At 72.4% G+C, this 15,910-nt stretch carries 13 protein-coding genes and 1 pseudogene; 9 read left to right on the forward strand and 5 right to left on the reverse strand.

Annotated elements, in window-relative coordinates; all coding sequences use genetic code 11:
- Positions 1-86: 86 nt before the first annotated feature.
- Both glp and galU read right to left on the reverse strand, forming a co-directional pair.
- Positions 87-1,403: a molybdotransferase-like divisome protein Glp gene (gene glp, locus ACQUSR_RS12240; protein WP_431047531.1), complete on the reverse strand. Its 1,317-nt coding sequence runs from the start codon at positions 1,401-1,403 to the stop codon at positions 87-89.
- 61 nt (positions 1,404-1,464) lie between these two features.
- On the reverse strand, positions 1,465-2,367 hold the full coding sequence (gene galU, locus ACQUSR_RS12245) for a UTP--glucose-1-phosphate uridylyltransferase GalU (RefSeq protein ID WP_431042607.1): 903 nt from the start codon (positions 2,365-2,367) through the stop codon (positions 1,465-1,467).
- Positions 2,368-2,448: 81 nt separating this feature from the next.
- On the opposite strand from galU, the gene ACQUSR_RS12250 reads away from it, so the two are divergent.
- Positions 2,449-3,048, forward strand: a complete 600-nt coding sequence (locus tag ACQUSR_RS12250) for a 5-formyltetrahydrofolate cyclo-ligase (RefSeq protein WP_431042608.1) — start codon at positions 2,449-2,451, stop codon at positions 3,046-3,048.
- Positions 3,049-3,134: 86 nt separating this feature from the next.
- Here ACQUSR_RS12250 and ACQUSR_RS12255 read toward each other — a convergent pair whose 3' ends face one another.
- The gene (locus ACQUSR_RS12255; protein ID WP_431042609.1) at positions 3,135-5,972 is read right to left on the reverse strand and encodes a penicillin acylase family protein; all 2,838 of its coding nucleotides are present in this window, start codon (positions 5,970-5,972) and stop codon (positions 3,135-3,137) included.
- A gap of 213 nt (positions 5,973-6,185) precedes the next feature.
- Between ACQUSR_RS12255 and ACQUSR_RS12260 the strand changes: the two genes are divergently transcribed.
- The 6 genes from ACQUSR_RS12260 to mscL all read left to right on the forward strand — a co-directional run bounded on the left by ACQUSR_RS12260 (position 6,186) and on the right by mscL (position 12,422).
- Positions 6,186-7,682: a potassium/proton antiporter gene (locus tag ACQUSR_RS12260; protein ID WP_431047533.1), complete on the forward strand. Its 1,497-nt coding sequence runs from the start codon at positions 6,186-6,188 to the stop codon at positions 7,680-7,682.
- Between the two features lie 346 nt (positions 7,683-8,028).
- Positions 8,029-9,387, forward strand: a complete 1,359-nt coding sequence (locus ACQUSR_RS12265; protein WP_431042610.1) for an MFS transporter — start codon at positions 8,029-8,031, stop codon at positions 9,385-9,387.
- Between the two features lie 66 nt (positions 9,388-9,453).
- A complete protein-coding gene (locus ACQUSR_RS12270) occupies positions 9,454-9,783 on the forward strand; it encodes an FmdB family zinc ribbon protein (RefSeq protein ID WP_431042611.1) in 330 nt (109 codons plus the stop codon).
- A 127-nt stretch (positions 9,784-9,910) separates the two neighbouring features.
- Positions 9,911-10,759 (forward strand): S-methyl-5'-thioadenosine phosphorylase, encoded by an 849-nt coding sequence (locus ACQUSR_RS12275; RefSeq protein ID WP_431042612.1) that lies wholly within the window; start codon positions 9,911-9,913, stop codon positions 10,757-10,759.
- 475 nt (positions 10,760-11,234) lie between these two features.
- Positions 11,235-11,711 (forward strand): hypothetical protein, encoded by a 477-nt coding sequence (locus ACQUSR_RS12280; RefSeq protein ID WP_431042613.1) that lies wholly within the window; start codon positions 11,235-11,237, stop codon positions 11,709-11,711.
- Positions 11,712-11,840: 129 nt separating this feature from the next.
- Entirely contained in the window at positions 11,841-12,422 is a 582-nt protein-coding gene (mscL, locus tag ACQUSR_RS12285) for a large conductance mechanosensitive channel protein MscL (protein ID WP_431042614.1), read from the forward strand.
- Here mscL and ACQUSR_RS12290 read toward each other — a convergent pair.
- Both ACQUSR_RS12290 and ACQUSR_RS12295 read right to left on the reverse strand, forming a co-directional pair.
- Positions 12,382-12,564 carry a hypothetical protein gene (locus ACQUSR_RS12290; RefSeq protein WP_431042615.1) on the reverse strand — a complete coding sequence of 61 codons (183 nt, stop codon included), beginning with the start codon at positions 12,562-12,564 and terminating at the stop codon, positions 12,382-12,384. The genes mscL and ACQUSR_RS12290 overlap by 41 nt on opposite strands.
- Positions 12,565-12,589: 25 nt before the next feature.
- The gene (locus tag ACQUSR_RS12295; protein WP_431042616.1) at positions 12,590-13,132 is read right to left on the reverse strand and encodes an AMP-binding protein; all 543 of its coding nucleotides are present in this window, start codon (positions 13,130-13,132) and stop codon (positions 12,590-12,592) included.
- A gap of 180 nt (positions 13,133-13,312) precedes the next feature.
- Here ACQUSR_RS12295 and ACQUSR_RS12300 point away from each other — a divergent pair, with 180 nt between their 5' ends.
- On the forward strand, positions 13,313-14,512 hold the full coding sequence (locus ACQUSR_RS12300) for a low temperature requirement protein A (RefSeq protein WP_431042617.1): 1,200 nt from the start codon (positions 13,313-13,315) through the stop codon (positions 14,510-14,512).
- 64 nt (positions 14,513-14,576) lie between these two features.
- Positions 14,577-15,780 (forward strand): annotated as a pseudogene (locus ACQUSR_RS12305) (P1 family peptidase).
- The last annotated feature ends 130 nt before the right edge of the window (positions 15,781-15,910 follow it).

Here is a 15,910-nt window from a genome sequence, read left to right on the forward strand (position 1 = left end):
GCTCCGGGCCGCGTGGCGCGCGGGGCGGAGCGTGCCCGCGCCAGACGACTCTTGTGGGACGACACCGTACCCGCCGGGGCGGCGGTCTACGTGAGCAGGAGCACGTCCACCTCGGCGCCGGGGGCCACCTCGGTGGCGGCCTCGCCCACCACGATCAGCGCGTTGGCGTGCGCGAGGGCCCTGACCAGATGTGATCCGGCGCCGCCCACAGGGGTGACGGTGCCCGGCTCCCCGGCCACCGCCGGGGGCTCGTACCGGCCGCGCAGGAACTGCCGCCTGCCCGCCGGGGAGGAGGCGACGCCCTCGGGGCACACCGCCCGGCAGGTGGCGCGGTACACCGACGGCAGCCCCATGAGCGTGCGGATGACGGGCCGTACGAAGAGTTCGAAGGAGACGTACGCGCTGACCGGGTTGCCGGGGAGGGCGAGCAGCGGGACACCGTCCTGCCCGATCCGGCCGAAGCCCTGGGGCTTGCCGGGCTGCATGGCGACCTTGCGGAACTCCACCTCCTCTCCCAGCGCCTCTTTGACCACGTCGTACGCGCCGACGCTGACGCCGCCGCTGGTGACGACGGCGTCGGCGCGGATCAGCTGGTCCTCGACGGTGGCGCGCAGCGTGGCCGCGTCGTCGGCGACCGCGCCGACCCGGTAGGCGATGGCGCCCGCGTCCCGGGCGGCGGCGGTGAGCTGGTAGCTGTTGGAGTCGTGGATCCGGCCGGGGCCCAGCGGCTCCCCTGGCGGGACCAGCTCGCTTCCGGTGGACAGCACGACGACGCGCGGCCGCGGCCGGACCGTGACCGTGGCCCGCCCGATGGCGGCCAGCAGCGCGATCTGCGGCGGGCCGAGCACGGTCCCCGCGGGCAGCGCCAGCTCCCCCGCGCGGACGTCGCTGCCGCGGGCGCGGACGTGCGCCCGCGGCTCGGCCGGGCGGTAGACCAGGACCTGACCGCCGGCGCCCTCGGGGGCCGCGCTGTGCGCGCGCATGGCGGCCGCCGGGCCCGCCCCGGTGCCGCCGTCGGTCCACTCCACGGGCACCACGGCCTCGGCGCCCGGAGGCAGCGGGGCGCCGGTCATGATCCGGGCGGCCTCGCCCGGCCCGACGGCGGGCAGCTCGCCGCTGCCCGCCGCGACGTCGCCGATGACGGTCAGGGCCGCGGGTGACTCCCGCGTCGCGGCCGCCACATCGGCCGTACGGACCGCGTAGCCGTCCATGGAGCTGTTGTCGAAGGGCGGGAGGGCCACGGAGACGGTGACGTCCTCCACCAGCACGCAGCCCTGGGCCTCCAGCAACCGCAGCTCGATCGGCTCCAGCGGGCGGATCTTCCCGAGGATGTCGTCGAGGTGCTCGGCCACCGACCACAGGCGGTCGGAGTCGGGTCGCTCCGGGTCCGGGGCGCCGCTCACGGCCTCCCGGCCGTCCGGGGACTGGTCGGCGGCGGCCTGCGCTGCGGTGCTGCTCAAAGTGCTACATCTCCTCGGTGACGTAACTGCGGAGCCAGGCCCGGAAGTCCGGGCCCAGGTCTTCACGTTCGCACGCGAGTCTGACAATGGCACGCAGATAGTCGCCACGGTCGCCGGTGTCGTAGCGGCGGCCCTTGAAGACGACTCCGTGCACGGGGCCGCCGAGGGTCGTGTCGGTGGCCAGCGCCTGGAGGGCGTCGGTGAGCTGGATCTCGCCGCCCCGGCCGGGCGCGGTCTCCCGCAGCACCCCGAAGACGGCCGGGTCCAGGACGTAGCGGCCGATCACGGCGTAGTTGCTGGGCGCGTCGGCCGCGTCCGGCTTCTCCACCAGGCCGGTCACCTGGACGACGTCCTCCTCGGCGGTGGCCTTCACCGCGGCGCAGCCGTAGAGGTGGATCTGGGCGGGGTCGACCTCCATGAGAGCGATCACGCTGCCGCCCTGCTGCTCCTGCACCTCCACCATGCGGCTGAGCAGCTGGTCGCGGGCGTCGATGAGGTCGTCGCCGAGCAGGACGGCGAAGGGCTGGTCGCCGACGTGCGGCTCGGCGCACAGTACGGCGTGGCCGAGGCCGCGCGGGTCACCCTGCCGGACGTAGTGCATCGTCGCGAGGTCGCTGGACTCCTGCACGCGGGCGAGACGGGTCTCGTCTCCCTTGCGGGTCAGGAGCTCCTCGAGCTCGTAGTTGCGGTCGAAGTGGTCCTCCAGGGGCCGCTTGTTGCGGCCCGTGATCATCAGGACGTCCGACAGTCCGGCGGTGACGGCCTCTTCCACGACGTACTGGATCGCCGGCTTGTCGACGACTGGCAGCATCTCCTTGGGAGTGGCCTTCGTCGCCGGGAGGAAGCGGGTGCCGAGCCCTGCGGCAGGGATGACAGCCTTGCTGATCCGAGTACGCGATTGAGTCATGTCACGAACCCTATCGGGTGCCTTTGGGCGAATGATGAGGATTCGGTGAATATGACCTGAGAAAAGAGGTTTGAACGCGCGGTGATCACATCGGACGCTAGTAAGGCCGCGTTGCGGCGACGTCTCCTCGACGTGAGATCCCGGTTTACGGCGGATGACATCGCGGCGAGCGAGGCGGCGCTGGCGCGGCACGCGCTGGAGCTGCCGGAGCTGGCCGCGGCGGGCACGGTGGCGGCGTACGTGTCGGTGGGCCGGGAACCCGGCACCCGCGCGCTGCTGGACGCGCTGCGTGCGCGGGGCGTGCGCGTGCTGCTGCCGGTGCTGCTCCCGGACAACGACCTGGACTGGGGTGCGTACGAAGGCGCCGGGCGGCTGGTCCGCGCGGGGCGTGGCCTGCTGGAGCCGGATGGCGAGCGGCTGGGCCCCGAGGCGGTGCTGGCCGCCGAGACCGTGCTGCTGCCGGGCCTCGCGGTCGACCGGCACGGGGTGCGGCTGGGCCGGGGCGGCGGCTCGTACGACCGGGTGCTGGCCCGGATCGACGCGGCGGGCGCGGCCCCGGCGCTGGTGGTGCTGCTGTACGACGGCGAGCTGCTGGACGAGGTGCCGGGCGAGGCGCACGACCGGCCGGTGCAGGCCGCGGTGACGCCGTCGGGTGTGCACCGCTTCGGCCACACGGCCTGAGAGCGCGCCCCCGGGCAACGGCGCAGCCCCGCCGATCCGGCGGGGCTGCGCCATGGGGATCCCATGGGGGTCATGCGGTGATCAGGTCACGGCGTGAGGGCCAGCTCGTCGTCGGTCGACTCGTCCACGGCCTTCTCGCTGAACACCCAGTCCAGCAGCTCGCCCTTGGCCCACTTGTCCGTCTGGTCGGTGTAGTGCTCGTGGTAGGCGTGCCCGGAGGCCCCGGTGAGGTTGATCCAGCGGGACTTGTCCAGGTCCTGGAGGTTGACCACCATCCGCATCGAGGGGACCCAGGAGACGCCGTAGCCGCCGGCCGCGTTCCAGCCCGTGGCGTTGACCGCGGCCTCGCCGCCGCCGAGGTTCCAGGGGCCGCGGTTGAGCAGGAACTGCACATAGCCGGGGCCCTCCTTGCCGAGGGTCTGGTTCTTCAGCGTCAGCCGGTGCAGACGCCCCCAGCTCCAGCCGTCGATGTCCTTGCCGAGCTTGGCGGTGAGCTCGTACCGGGCGTCCTTCATGGCCTTGGCGAGCAGCTCGTCGCGGTTGGTGGCGCCGGGGTCGGCCTTCGTCCCCGAGGTCTTCCACCACTCGTTCTTCGGGTCCTTCAGGAGCTCGCGGACCACCTCGAACCAGCGGTCGCCGCCGTCGGGCTGGGCGGTGGACGCGTCACGCTCGCCGCACTCGCGCACCAGCCGGGTGTTGCCGTCGAGGTCCTCGACCGGCCCCGAGTCGTCGGCGGGCCGCACCCGCAGGCACTGCCCCTCCACCCGCAGCTCCTTGGGGAGCTTGTTGCCGAAGGCCAGCATCAGGGTGTTGCGCCAGACGGCGTTGAAGTACGCGGCCGCGGCCGAGTCGGAGTCCTGGGTGTAGTCCCAGCCCTCCAGCAGCTCCTGCGCCTCGCGGACGTAGCCGTCCTTGATGTCGATCTTGCGGAGATAGGGCGTCAGCAGCTTGGCGATCTCGCTGCTGTTGTCCATCTGCATGGACTGCATGTCGTCCATCGAGATCTTGCCGCCGTCCTTGATCTTCGACTCGATCAGGTCGGTGATCCGCTGGCTGCGCGCGCCGTATCCCCAGTCGCCGGTGAGGAGGTAGGGGTACTTCTCCTTGTCCACCACGGCCTGGTTGGCGGTGACGATGTAGCCGCGCTTGGGGTTCTTCTCCCAGGGCAGGGCGGACTGCTTGATGTAGCCCTTCCACTGGTAGTCCTTGTCCCAGCCCGGGGCCGGGTAGCGGCCGTCGCCCTTGCCGCGGACCGGGATCTGTCCGGGGGCCTGGTAGCCGATGGTGTCGTCCTTGTCGGCGTAGATCAGGTTCTGCGACGGCACCGCGAAGTCGCGCGCGGCCCGGCGGAAGTCCTGGAAGTTCTTGGCCGCGTTGAGCCCGAAGACCGCGTCCATGGTGTTGGAGGGGGTCAGCGCGGTCCAGCGCAGGGACACCGCGTAGCCGGCGCCGCGGTCGGGGGCGACGTTGCCGACCGGAGCGTTCTCGCCGACCTCGTCGAACTCGCCGTCCAGCGCGTCGTCGCGGTCGGAGACCAGCGGCCCGTTGCGGGTGCTGCGGACCGTGATCGTACGGCTCTTGCCGCCCGCGACCTTGATGGTCTCCTTGCGGGTCTGGAACGCCACCTGCTTGCCGTCGAACAGGTACGTGCCGTCGGTGACCTTCTCCAGGTACAGGTCCGAGACGTCGGCGCCGAGGTTGGTCATGCCCCAGGCGATGTCGTTGTTGTGGCCGATGACGACACCGGGCATCCCGGAGAAGGTGAAGCCCGCCACGTCATACGGGCAGCGCTCGTCGACCCGGTTGCAGTGCAGGCCCATCTGGTACCAGACGGAGGGCAGCTGCGGGGCGAGGTGCGGGTCGTTGGCGAGCAGCGGCTTGCCGGTGGTCGTGTACTTGCCGGAGATGACCCACGAGTTGGAGCCGATGCCGCTCCCGTTCGGCCCGAGCAGCGCCGGGACGTCCTCCAGGGTCTTGGAGAGCGAGGTGAGCTGGCTCCGCAGGCCCTGACCGCCGGACCCCTGGGTGCCCTGCCCGGTCGCGCCCTGCGTGCCCTGGCCGGTGGCACCCTGGGTGCCCTGGCCCGCGGGCGGCGTGGTCGCGCCCTGACCGCCGGGGTTCTGCGTGCCCTGGCCGGCGGCCGGGGTGGCCGTGCCCTTCGGGTCGAAGGCGTCGGTGACCGCGTTCACCGCGCCGCCGTCCACGATCGGCTTGTTGCGCTCGTACGGATAGGGCGGGTACAGGTCCTCGATCTGCTCGGGCGAGAGGCGGCTGGCGGCCAGCGCGCGGTCGATCTCCTCCTGCACGTTTCCGCGCAGGTCCCAGGCCATGGCCTTGAGCCAGGCCACCGAGTCGACCGGGGTCCACTCCTGCGGCCGGTAGTCGTTGACGAAGTCCAGGGCCGCGTACTCGACCGACAGTTCCTTGCCGTGGTGGTCCTTGAGGTAGGCGTTGACCCCGTCGGAGTACGCCTTGAGGTACTTCTTCGTCTGCGGCGACAGCTTGGTGTCGTACTCCTGCTGCGCCACCCGCCGCCAGCCCAGCGTCCGCAGGAAGGCGTCGGTCTCCACCTGGTCCTCGCCGAACATCTCCGACAGCCGCCCCGCCGTCATATGGCGGCGTACGTCCATCTCCCAGAAGCGGTCCTGCGCCTGGACGTAGCCCTGGGCGCGGAAGAGGTCTTCCGGGGTGTCGGCGTAGATCTGCGGGATGCCGCTGCCGTCCCGCTTGACCTGGACCGGCCCTGACAGCCCCTTGAGCTGGATGGATCCGGTGGTCTCCGGGAACGAGGCGCGTACCGTGCTGATGGTCCAGTACGTGCCGAAGCCGGCGCCCCCCACGAGCAGCAGCACGACTGCGATCACGATCAGGCGGACACGTCGGCCCTTCTTTTTACGAGAAGGGCCGTTTTGGTTGGCGGGCATCGCTGTCCTTCGAGGGGCAGGGTGGTCCTGGGAGTGCTGGAGCAACCATAGGCGCAGCGCCCAGGTCGCCCTTACGCGGTGTCGTTACCGGCCGCACCCACGGCGTCTGAGCGAGGCCGGCGTCAAGAACCCGTAAAATGTTAGGCAAGGCAATGAATTTCCGGTCGGCCGGAGGGAACGTTCCGGCCGAAACTCGCGTGAAAGGGTCGGCCCCTGACTGTCCACCACCTCAATGAGCTCCTGCTGATCTCCTCACTGGTCCTCCTCGTCGCCGTGGTGGCCGTGCGGGTCTCCACGCGCAGCGGGCTCCCGACGCTGCTCATCTACCTCGGCATCGGTGTCGCGATAGGGCAGGACGGCATCGGCGTCACGTTCGACGACGCCCGCCTGACCCAGGTCCTCGGCTACGCCGCGCTCGTGGTGATCCTCGCGGAAGGCGGCCTCGGCACCAAATGGCGGGAGATCAAACCAGCCTTGCCGGTGGCCGCCATGCTCGCCACCGTGGGCGTCGCGGTGAGCGTGGGGATCACCGCGGCCGCCGCCCACTTCCTGGTCGGGCTGGAGTGGCGGCAGGCGCTGATCATCGGAGCGGTGGTGTCCTCGACGGACGCGGCGGCGGTCTTCTCGGTGCTGCGCAAGGTTCCGCTGCCGTCGCGGCTGACCGGTGCGCTGGAGGCGGAGTCGGGGTTCAACGACGCCCCTGTGGTGATCCTGGTGGTGGCCTTCTCCGCGCACGGGCCCATCGACCACTGGTACGTGCTGCTCGGCGAGATCGCCCTGGAGCTGGCGATCGGTGCCGCCATCGGGCTCGCGGTCGGTCTGCTCGGGGCGTACGGCCTGCGGCATGTGGCACTGCCCGCCTCCGGCCTGTACCCGATCGCGGTCATGGCCATCGCGGTCGCGGCCTATGCGGGCGGTGCGCTGGCGCACGGCTCCGGCTTCCTCGCCGTCTACCTCGCCTCGCTCGTCCTGGGCAACGCCCGGCTGCCGCACTGGCCGGCCACCCGGGGGTTCGCCGAGGGACTGGGCTGGATCGCCCAGATCGGCATGTTCGTGCTGCTCGGCCTGCTGGTGACCCCGCACGAGCTGGCGGACGACATATGGCCCGCGCTCGTCGTCGGGCTGGCGCTGACCGTGGCGGCCCGGCCGGTGTCGGTGCTGCTGAGCCTGGCCCCGTTCCGTATGCCGTGGCGGGAACAGGCACTGCTGTCCTGGGCCGGACTGCGCGGCGCGGTGCCGATCGTGCTCGCCACCATCCCGGTGGTGGGTGCGGTGCCCGACAGTCGCCGGGTCTTCAACATCGTCTTCGTCCTGGTGATCGTCTACACACTGGTGCAGGGGCCGACCCTGCCGTGGCTGGCCAAGCGGCTGCGGCTCGGCACCGAGGACGCGGCGGCCGACCTGGGCATCGAATCGGCCCCCCTGGAGCGGCTGCGCGGGCATCTGCTGTCGGTGGCGATCCCGCCGGAGTCGAAGATGCACGGCGTCGAGGTGAGCGAGCTGCGGCTGCCGCAGGGGGCGGCGGTGACCCTGGTGGTCCGGGACGGCAAGAGCTTCGTACCGCTGCCGTCGACGGTGCTGCGGCGCGGCGACGAGCTGCTCGTGGTGGCGACGGATCCGGTGCGGGACGCGGCGGAGCAGCGGCTCCGCGCGGTCGGCAGGGGCGGCAAGCTGGCGGGCTGGCTGGGCACGGACGGCGCGCAGTCGTAGCGGTACAGGAGGGGACCGGGAGCTGTAGTCGTAGCGGTACTCAACGGGGCAGGGAGCCGTAGTCGTAGCGGTACTCAACGGGGCAGGGAGCCGTAGTCGTAGCGGTACACGGCGGGCCAGGGAGCTGCCGGGCGGGGCCGCCGGTCATATCAGGTAGCATATTCGGGCAATAACCAACCCAACTCTGTCTGACGCAGAGCTGGCGCGACCGCACGGCGGCCGCGGTCCCCGATCTGAGGGCGACCGTCCCGGCATCTACCACGGTCCCGCGCGAGAGGACGGCTCTCGGCGCGCTCCGCGGCAATCCCGGTTCGAGTGCGCTACCAGACGGCAGAAAGGCCCGGCCGTGGCATCCACGGTCACCAAGCGAGACAGCACCACCCAGTCCCCTCAGTCCTCCGGGAAGCGCCCCGGATACGGACAGCTGCTGCACACCCGCGGCGCGTGGACGTTCCTGCTCCCCGGCTTCCTGGCCCGCCAGCCCTTCGCGATGCTCACCATCGGCATCGTGCTGCTGGTGGAGCACACCACCGGCTCGTTCGGCACCGCGGGCGCGGTTTCGGCGACCGCCGGTGTCTCCATGGCCCTGTGCGCGCCGCAGAGCGGCAAGCTGGCCGACCGCTTCGGGCAGGCCGCCGTCCTGTTTCCGGGCGTGCTGATCCACGCGTCGGCGATCTCGCTGCTGACGGCGCTGGCCCTGCTGGACGCCCCGCTGTGGGCGCTGTTCGCCGCGGCCGTGCCGGCCGGCGCTTCCGTACCGCAGATCGGCCCCATGGTGCGCGCCCGATGGGCGGCGATGCTCGGGGGCTCCTCGCCGTCCGGAGCGCAGGCGGCCTCGCCGCTGATGACGACGGCGGCCGCCTTCGAATCGGTCACCGACGAGTTCACCTTCGTGATCGGACCGGTGCTGGCGACGGCGCTGTGCGCGGGGATCCACCCGGCGGCCGGGCTGATCACCGAGGCGGGACTGACGGTCGTCGGCGGACTGCTGTTCGCCGCGCAGCGCGGAACGCAGCCGAAGCCGCACCGCGTGGCCGCCGGTACGGGATCCGGAGCCGATGCCGCCGCGGCGGCGGAGTCCGGCCGCTCGGCGCTGTCGGTTCCCGGTGTACGGGTCCTGGCGGCGGTGTTCCTGGGCATCGGCGCGGTCTTCGGCGGCATGCAGGTCTCGCTCACGGCCTTCACCGAAGACCTGGGCCAGCCGGGCCTCAACGGCGTGCTGTACGGGATCTTCGCGGCGGGCAACATGCTGGCCGGTATCGCCTGCGGCGCCATCCAGTGGCGGCGCAGCCCGCAGTGGCGGCTGCTGACCGCCTACCCGCTGCTGACGCTGGCCACCGCCCCGCTGTGGGCCGCGCACGCGGTGCCGATGCTGGGCGCCCTCGGCCTGCTGGTCGGCCTCTGCATCGCTCCCGCGCTGATCACCGGCTACACGCTGGTGGAGTCGCTGGTCCCGGCGCATGCCCGCACGGAGGCCTTCACCTGGCTGACCGGCGCGGTGGCGCTGGGCCAGGCGGCCGCGGCGACCGCGGCCGGCCAGCTGGCGGACGGGTTCGGTCCGAGTGCCGGATTCCTGGTTCCGCTGGCCGGAACCGGCCTCGCATTGGTGACCCTGCTGACCCTGCGCGGGCGGCTGGTCCCGGCCTCGTCCGGGCGGGTAGCCGCACGTGGGGTCGGTCACCGTGTGACCGTCTCGGTGGACTGACAGGCAGGAATGCTGCACTATGGACCGTCGTTAGCACTCATTGAGTGAGAGTGCCAGGAGGAGCAAGTGCCGACCTACCAGTACCAGTGCACCGAGTGCGGTGAGGGCCTTGAGGCCGTGCAGAAGTTCACCGACGATGCGCTCACCGAGTGCCCCAGCTGCAAGGGACGCCTGAAGAAGGTGTTCTCCGCTGTCGGCATCGTCTTCAAGGGATCCGGGTTCTACCGGAACGACAGCCGCGGCGCGTCGTCCAGCAGCACCCCGGCCAAGCCCGCGGCGAGTTCGTCGAAGAGCGACAGCGGCTCGTCGTCCTCCTCCTCGTCCTCGAACGGCTCGTCGTCGTCCGCCTCGTCGACGTCGTCCACTTCGGCGGGCAGCGCCTCCTCGGCGGCCTGACCTCCCTGCCTGCTCTCGGCCCCCACTCGTCGCGCGACGGGTGGGGGCCGTGGCGCGTACAGGGGGGCCGAGGTGCGTGCGGGTGGGGGCCGAGGTGCGTACGGGCGCGGCCGCTAGGGTGACGGCCATGGTCGAGACGAGCAACACGCAGGCGGACATAGGCGTCATCGGCGGGTCGGGGTTCTACTCGTTCCTCGACGACGTGACGGAGATCACGGTCGACACCCCGTACGGGCCGCCCAGCGACTCCCTGTTCCTCGGCGAGATCGCCGGACGCCGGGTCGCCTTCCTGCCCCGGCACGGACGCAAGCACCACCTCCCACCGCACCGGATCAACTACCGCGCCAACATGTGGGCGCTGCGGTCGCTGGGTGTGCGGCAGGTGCTCGGACCGTGCGCGGTCGGCGGCCTGCGGGCGGAGTACGGGCCGGGCACGCTCCTGATACCTGACCAGATCGTGGACCGCACGAAGTCGCGTACGCAGACGTTCTTCGACGGGGAAGCGCTGCCCGACGGCAAGGTGCCGAACGTGGTGCACGTGACCTTCGCCGATCCGTACTGCCCGGCCGGGCGGCGGGCGGCGGTGGCGGCGGCACACGGGCGCGGCTGGGAGCCGGTGGACGGCGGCACGATGGTCGTGATCGAGGGGCCGCGCTTCTCGTCCCGCGCGGAGTCGAAGTGGCACGCGGCGCAGGGCTGGTCGGTGGTCGGCATGACGGGCCACCCCGAGGCGGTGCTGGCCCGCGAACTCGAGCTCTGCTACACGTCACTGGCCCTGGTCACGGACCTGGACGCGGGCACGGAGACGGGCGAGGGCGTGTCCCACTCGGAAGTCATGCGGGTGTTCGCGCAGAACGTGGGACGGCTGCGCGAGGTGCTGTTCGACACCGTCCGAGACCTCCCGGAGACCGGCGGGCGGAACTGCCTGTGCACGACGGCGCACGACGGCTGGGACCTGGGCATCGAACTGCCGTAGTCCGTGGGGGCCGAACCGCCGATGTCCGCGGGGGCCGGACTGCCGTGGTCCACAGGACCGAACTACCGATGTCCGTCGGGGGCCGGACCGCCAATGTCCGCAGGGGCCGAACGTCGTGGTCCGCGGGCTGGCGCGGTCCGCTCCGGTGCAACGCCCGCAGGGGTGGCGGAGTTGTCCACAACCGGCGGGTAGTGCACAGGCCCGAGCGGGATCGTGCGGGGGCAGGCACCGTGGAGGGATCGACAACGGCTTCGGCCCCTCCCGACAGGCGGTGATCGACATGCCTCCGACGTCCCGGCCACCTCTCGCTCCCCCGGCTCCTCCCGCTCCTCTCGCCCGCCCCGCCCCTCTCGCCCTTCCCGCCCGCTCCGCTCCCCCGGTCCGCGATGTGCCGGGGTTCGGACCGGTGCGGGTGCCCGCTCGGGGGCGGCATCGGCACCGGCTGCGACGGGCGGTGCGGGGACGGCGCGGGCCGGTGGCCGCTGCCGTGCTGACGGTGGCCGCTGCCGCGCTGGCGGTCGGGGCTCCGCAGGAGAACGGAGCGGCACCGGGCGGCACCGAGCCCGTCACGGGCGCCGGATCGGCGCCGGGACGGCAGCCCGCGGTGGGCGGCCCGTCCGAACCGCACCGACCAAACCCCCAGCGACGGCCTGGCGACCTGGTCGCGGCGCCGGTGCGGATCGCGGACGCGGCGGCCGCACAACTCCTGCGCCCCGGGGACCGGGTGGACGTGCTGGCAGCGGCCGGTTCGAAGGCGACCTTGATCGCGCGGGGCGCCCGGGTCGCGAAGGTGCCCGGAAATCCACGGAGCACGGCGGGCGGCATGGCAGCGGACCGCGAAGCGGCGGTCGACGGCGACGGCGCCCTGGTCGTGCTGACGGTGCCGCGGACGACCGCGACGGCGCTGGCCGGCGCCTCGGTGACCTCCCGGCTGGCGGTGACCTTGTGGTGAGTCAGACCATCGAATCGTCACTTCGCGTCGACCTGGCGGGACCGCCGGGCTTCCGAGCGCCGCTCTACCCTGCCTTACGCTCCGGAATGAATTGTTCCGACCGGAGCGCGCAGAGAAAGAGGCAGAGGGTTGGCCGACGAGAAGAAGAGCGTCCTGGAAGGCTTCAAGACCTTCCTGATGCGCGGCAACGTGATCGATCTGGCCGTCGCGGTCGTGATCGGTGCCGCGTTCACAGCTGTGGTGAACAGCCTGGTGAAGGGCGTGATCAATCCTGTGATCGGCGCCTTCGGCACCAAGGACCTGGAGAAGTACCGCTCTTGCCTCAAGGGCACCTGCCAGACCAACGCGGCCGGGGACGTCGTCAGCGGCGTCCCCATCCTGTGGGGCACGGTGCTCAGCGCGGTGCTCACCTTCCTGATCACCGCGGCCGTCGTGTACTTCCTGATGGTGCTGCCGATGTCGCGCTATCTGGCGCGGAAGGCCGCCAAGGACGAGAAGGCGGAGGAGGCCCACGCCGAGGCGGAGGCCACGGAGATCGCGCTGCTCCGGGAGATCCGGGACGCGCTGATCGCCGAGCGCGGTGCGGGCCCCGGGTCTTCCGGTGGCTCCGACTCCTCCGGTTCTGGTGGCTCAGACTCCTCCGGTGGCTCCGCCTCTTCCGATCCTGGCTCTACAGGTGGTGGGGCGGCTTCTCGTCCAGGAAACGACTGAGGTCGGCGGCGCCATCGGCGCCGCCGGGGGCCCGCTCACCCCATCCCTGGTCCGTATCGTCCGAGGACTGTTGCGCGAGAGGATCATCGAAGATCAGCGCGGCGGCCGGATCGCGCGGTCCAGGGGCGGGGGCGGTACTCATGCCTCCAGGGTACGACCGCTCGGGCTCAGCGCAGCGCCTCGTGCCACCACAGGTCCCGGCCCGGCCGCCACGGCACCGGGCGGGCGGCCCGGTGCACGACGAGCACGTTCCGTACGCCGGGGCAGCCGGCCAGGGCACGGTCCATGACCGGCTTCATCGGCCGCACCTCACCGGCCAGGTGTTCGGCGTCAGCGGTGATCACCACGGCCGCGTCCAACGTGCTCAGCCGCTCGCGCAGTTCGTGCGCCTGGAGCCCGACCGGCAGGCTGGAGCGCACGGCGTCGATCTGGCCGCAGGCCAGTGTGGCGATGACGGACTCGGGGACGAGCGGCAGATGCACCGCCACCCGGTCCCCGGCCCGTACCCCGAGCCGGGTCAGAGCGGCCGCCGCCCGAGCCGCCTGGTCCAACAGCTCGTCGTGCGTCAGCTCCTCGGTGCAGTCCGGCTCGCTGATCCAGCGGAGTGCGACCCGCGCGGCCTGCCGGGCGGCGGCGGCGAGTGTCGGCGCCCCTTCCGTCCGAGCGGGAGGGGCCACGGTCAACGTCCTGCGGACGGGGTCAGTCTGCATGGCGCAGAGCCTGGTACACGGCGATCAACGTCCGCTCAACGTCGGATATACGTCGCGCCGAACAGCCGGATACCCGATCATTTGCACCAGAGCTGGCATATCTCTCGATTCCGTACTGTGACGGCAGCCCGGCCCACGGCGTCGGCCGCCCGAACGGCAGGCACACAGGGACGTACGCCGATGAGTGACGATCAGCCCCTCGGCGCCGGGCATGCCCGGCCCACCCCGCCGCTGCGCCGGATGGCGGCGCGGGACCAGGAGGAGCGTCATCGGGCAGCGACCCCGCTGGAGCTCTTCTTCGACCTGTGCTTCGTCGTCGCCGTCGCCCAGGCGGGGGCCCAGCTGGTGCACTCGGTGGCCGAGGCGCACACGGGCAGCGGGATCGCGGGCTACGCCATGGTCTTCTTCGCCGTGTGGTGGGCCTGGATGAACTTCTCGTGGTTCGCCTCGGCCTACGACACCGACGACGTGCCCTACCGAGTCGTCACGCTGATCCAGATCGCGGGGGTGCTGATCCTCGCGGCGGGGGTCGAGCGGGCCTTCGAGGACCACGACTTCACGGTGGTGTGGTTCGGCTACCTGGTGATGCGGCTGGCCCTGATCACCCACTGGCTGCGGGCCGCGGCCGGCAGCACCGGCGGCGAGCGCCGCACGGCCGCCCGGTACGCGCTGGGGGTGGCGGTGTGCCAGGTCGGCTGGCTCGGGCTGCTGGTGCTGCCGGAGGGCGGCAGACCGTGGGCGTTCCTGGTCATGGCGCTGGCCGAGTTGGCCGTCCCCCCGTTCGCCGAGCGGTCCTACCGGACGGCGTGGCACCGGCATCACATCGCGGAGCGGTACGGGCTGTTCACCATCATCGTCCTGGGCGAGACCGTCGCGGCCGCCACGGTAGCGGTGCAGTCGGCGCTGGAGGACTCGGAGGAACTGGGCGATCTGCTGCCGATCGCGAGCGGCGGACTGCTGATCGTCTTCGCGGCCTGGTGGATCTACTTCGCGGTGCCGATCCACGAACATCTGGCGTCCAACAGACAGGCGTTCGCGTGGGGTTACGGCCACTACCTCGTCTTCGGCTCCGCCGCGGCGATCGGCGCGGGGATCGAGGTCGCCGTGGAGCAGTCGGTCGGCAAGGCGCACATCTCGACGGTCGCCGCCTCCGCCGCCGTCACGGTGCCCAGCGCGCTCTTCCTGCTCACCGTGTGGCTGCTGCACGCCCGCCACTTCAAACGGGGTGTCGGGCAGCTGACGCTGCCGGTCGCGTCCGTGGCCGTGCTGGCCTGCACCTGGGCGGGGGACGCGGCGGTGCCGGCCGCCGGACTGGTCTGCGCGGCGACCGTCGCCGTCGGCGTCGCCATCACCGCCCGCCAGAACCGGGCCCATGCCTGACCACGCGCGGCCCGGTGCGCCGCCGGACACCCCGCCCGGCACGCCACCGGAGGCACCGCCCGGTATGCCGTATTGGCCCCGGCCCGGGGCACGGGACGCGCTGACCGACGTCCCGGGGCTGCGCGTCGGGCACGCGCAGCGCGTCGGGGACGGCTGGCTGACCGGTACCACGGTGGTGCTGGCGCCGCACGGCGGAGTGATCGCCGCGGCCGACGTGCGGGGCGGCGCACCCGGCACCCGCGAGACCGACGCCCTGGACCCGCGGAACCTGGTGCCGCGCATCGACGCCGTCGTCCTGACCGGCGGCAGCTCCTTCGGCCTGGACGCCGCGTCCGGAGTGGCCTGCTGGCTGGAGGACCGGGGGCGCGGGTTCCGGGTCGGCCCGCACCCGGCGCAGGTCGTCCCCGTGGTCCCCGCCGCCGTCCTGTTCGACCTGGGCCGGGGCGGTGACTGGCGGGCCCGCCCGGACGCCGCCCTGGGCCGGGCCGCCGCCCAGGCCGCCGCCGATACGGAACTGGGCGCTCCGGTCGCGCGCGGCGGGGTCGGAGCGGGCACGGGCGCGGTGGCGGGCGGCCTCAAGGGCGGAGTGGGATCGGCGAGCGCGGTGCTGCCGTCCGGCACCACGGTGGCGGCGCTCGTCGCGGTGAACGCGGCGGGGTCGGTGCTGGACCCGCTGACGGGCGCGCTGTACGGGCAGGCGTTCACCTGGGGCTGTGAGCCGGGGTACGGGGGCGGGGCGGGGGAGGGGAGGGGGCGGGGGGAGGGGGCGGGGGCTCCCCTATCGCCCGGATGCCGCCACGCACGCCGAGGCGCTGCGCCGTCTGGAGGACGCACGAGCGGAGTCGCTGCGCCGCCTGGCCGCCACCGCGCCTCCGTCGCGCAACAGCACGCTGGCGGTAGTCGCCACCGACGCCGCGCTCACCCGCGCCCAAGCGCAGAAGCTCGCGGGCACGGCGCACGACGGTCTCGCACGCGCCGTTCGGCCGGTGCATCTGTTGTCCGACGGGGACATCGTCTTCGCCCTGTCGACCACTGCCCGTCCGCTGCTGCCGGACGGCGGCGCGGACTCCGGCGCGCCCGAGTTCGAGGTGCACCGGATCGCGGCGGCGCTGGACGAGGTCCTGGCGGCGGGCCCGGACGTCCTCACACGTGCCGTGGTGGACGCGGTGCTGGCCGCCGGGAGCGTGGACGGGCCCGGCGGGGTGTTCCCCTCGTACCGCGACCTGTATCCCGGCTGTCCGGTCCCACCTGGACCGAGTGGGGGCTGAGCCGCATGGCCGCGGGGGGTGTGGTGGCTCGGCCACCCGCCCCGCTACGCTCCACGCCTCCCGCCTCCCGCCTCCCGCCGTCCAGCGTGACGTCCGAATGCCGCCGGACTCCCGTCCCGCGCGGCTCCAA

The sequence above is a fragment of the Streptomyces sp. P1-3 genome (assembly GCF_050613155.1).
GTDB lineage: Bacteria > Actinomycetota > Actinomycetes > Streptomycetales > Streptomycetaceae > Streptomyces.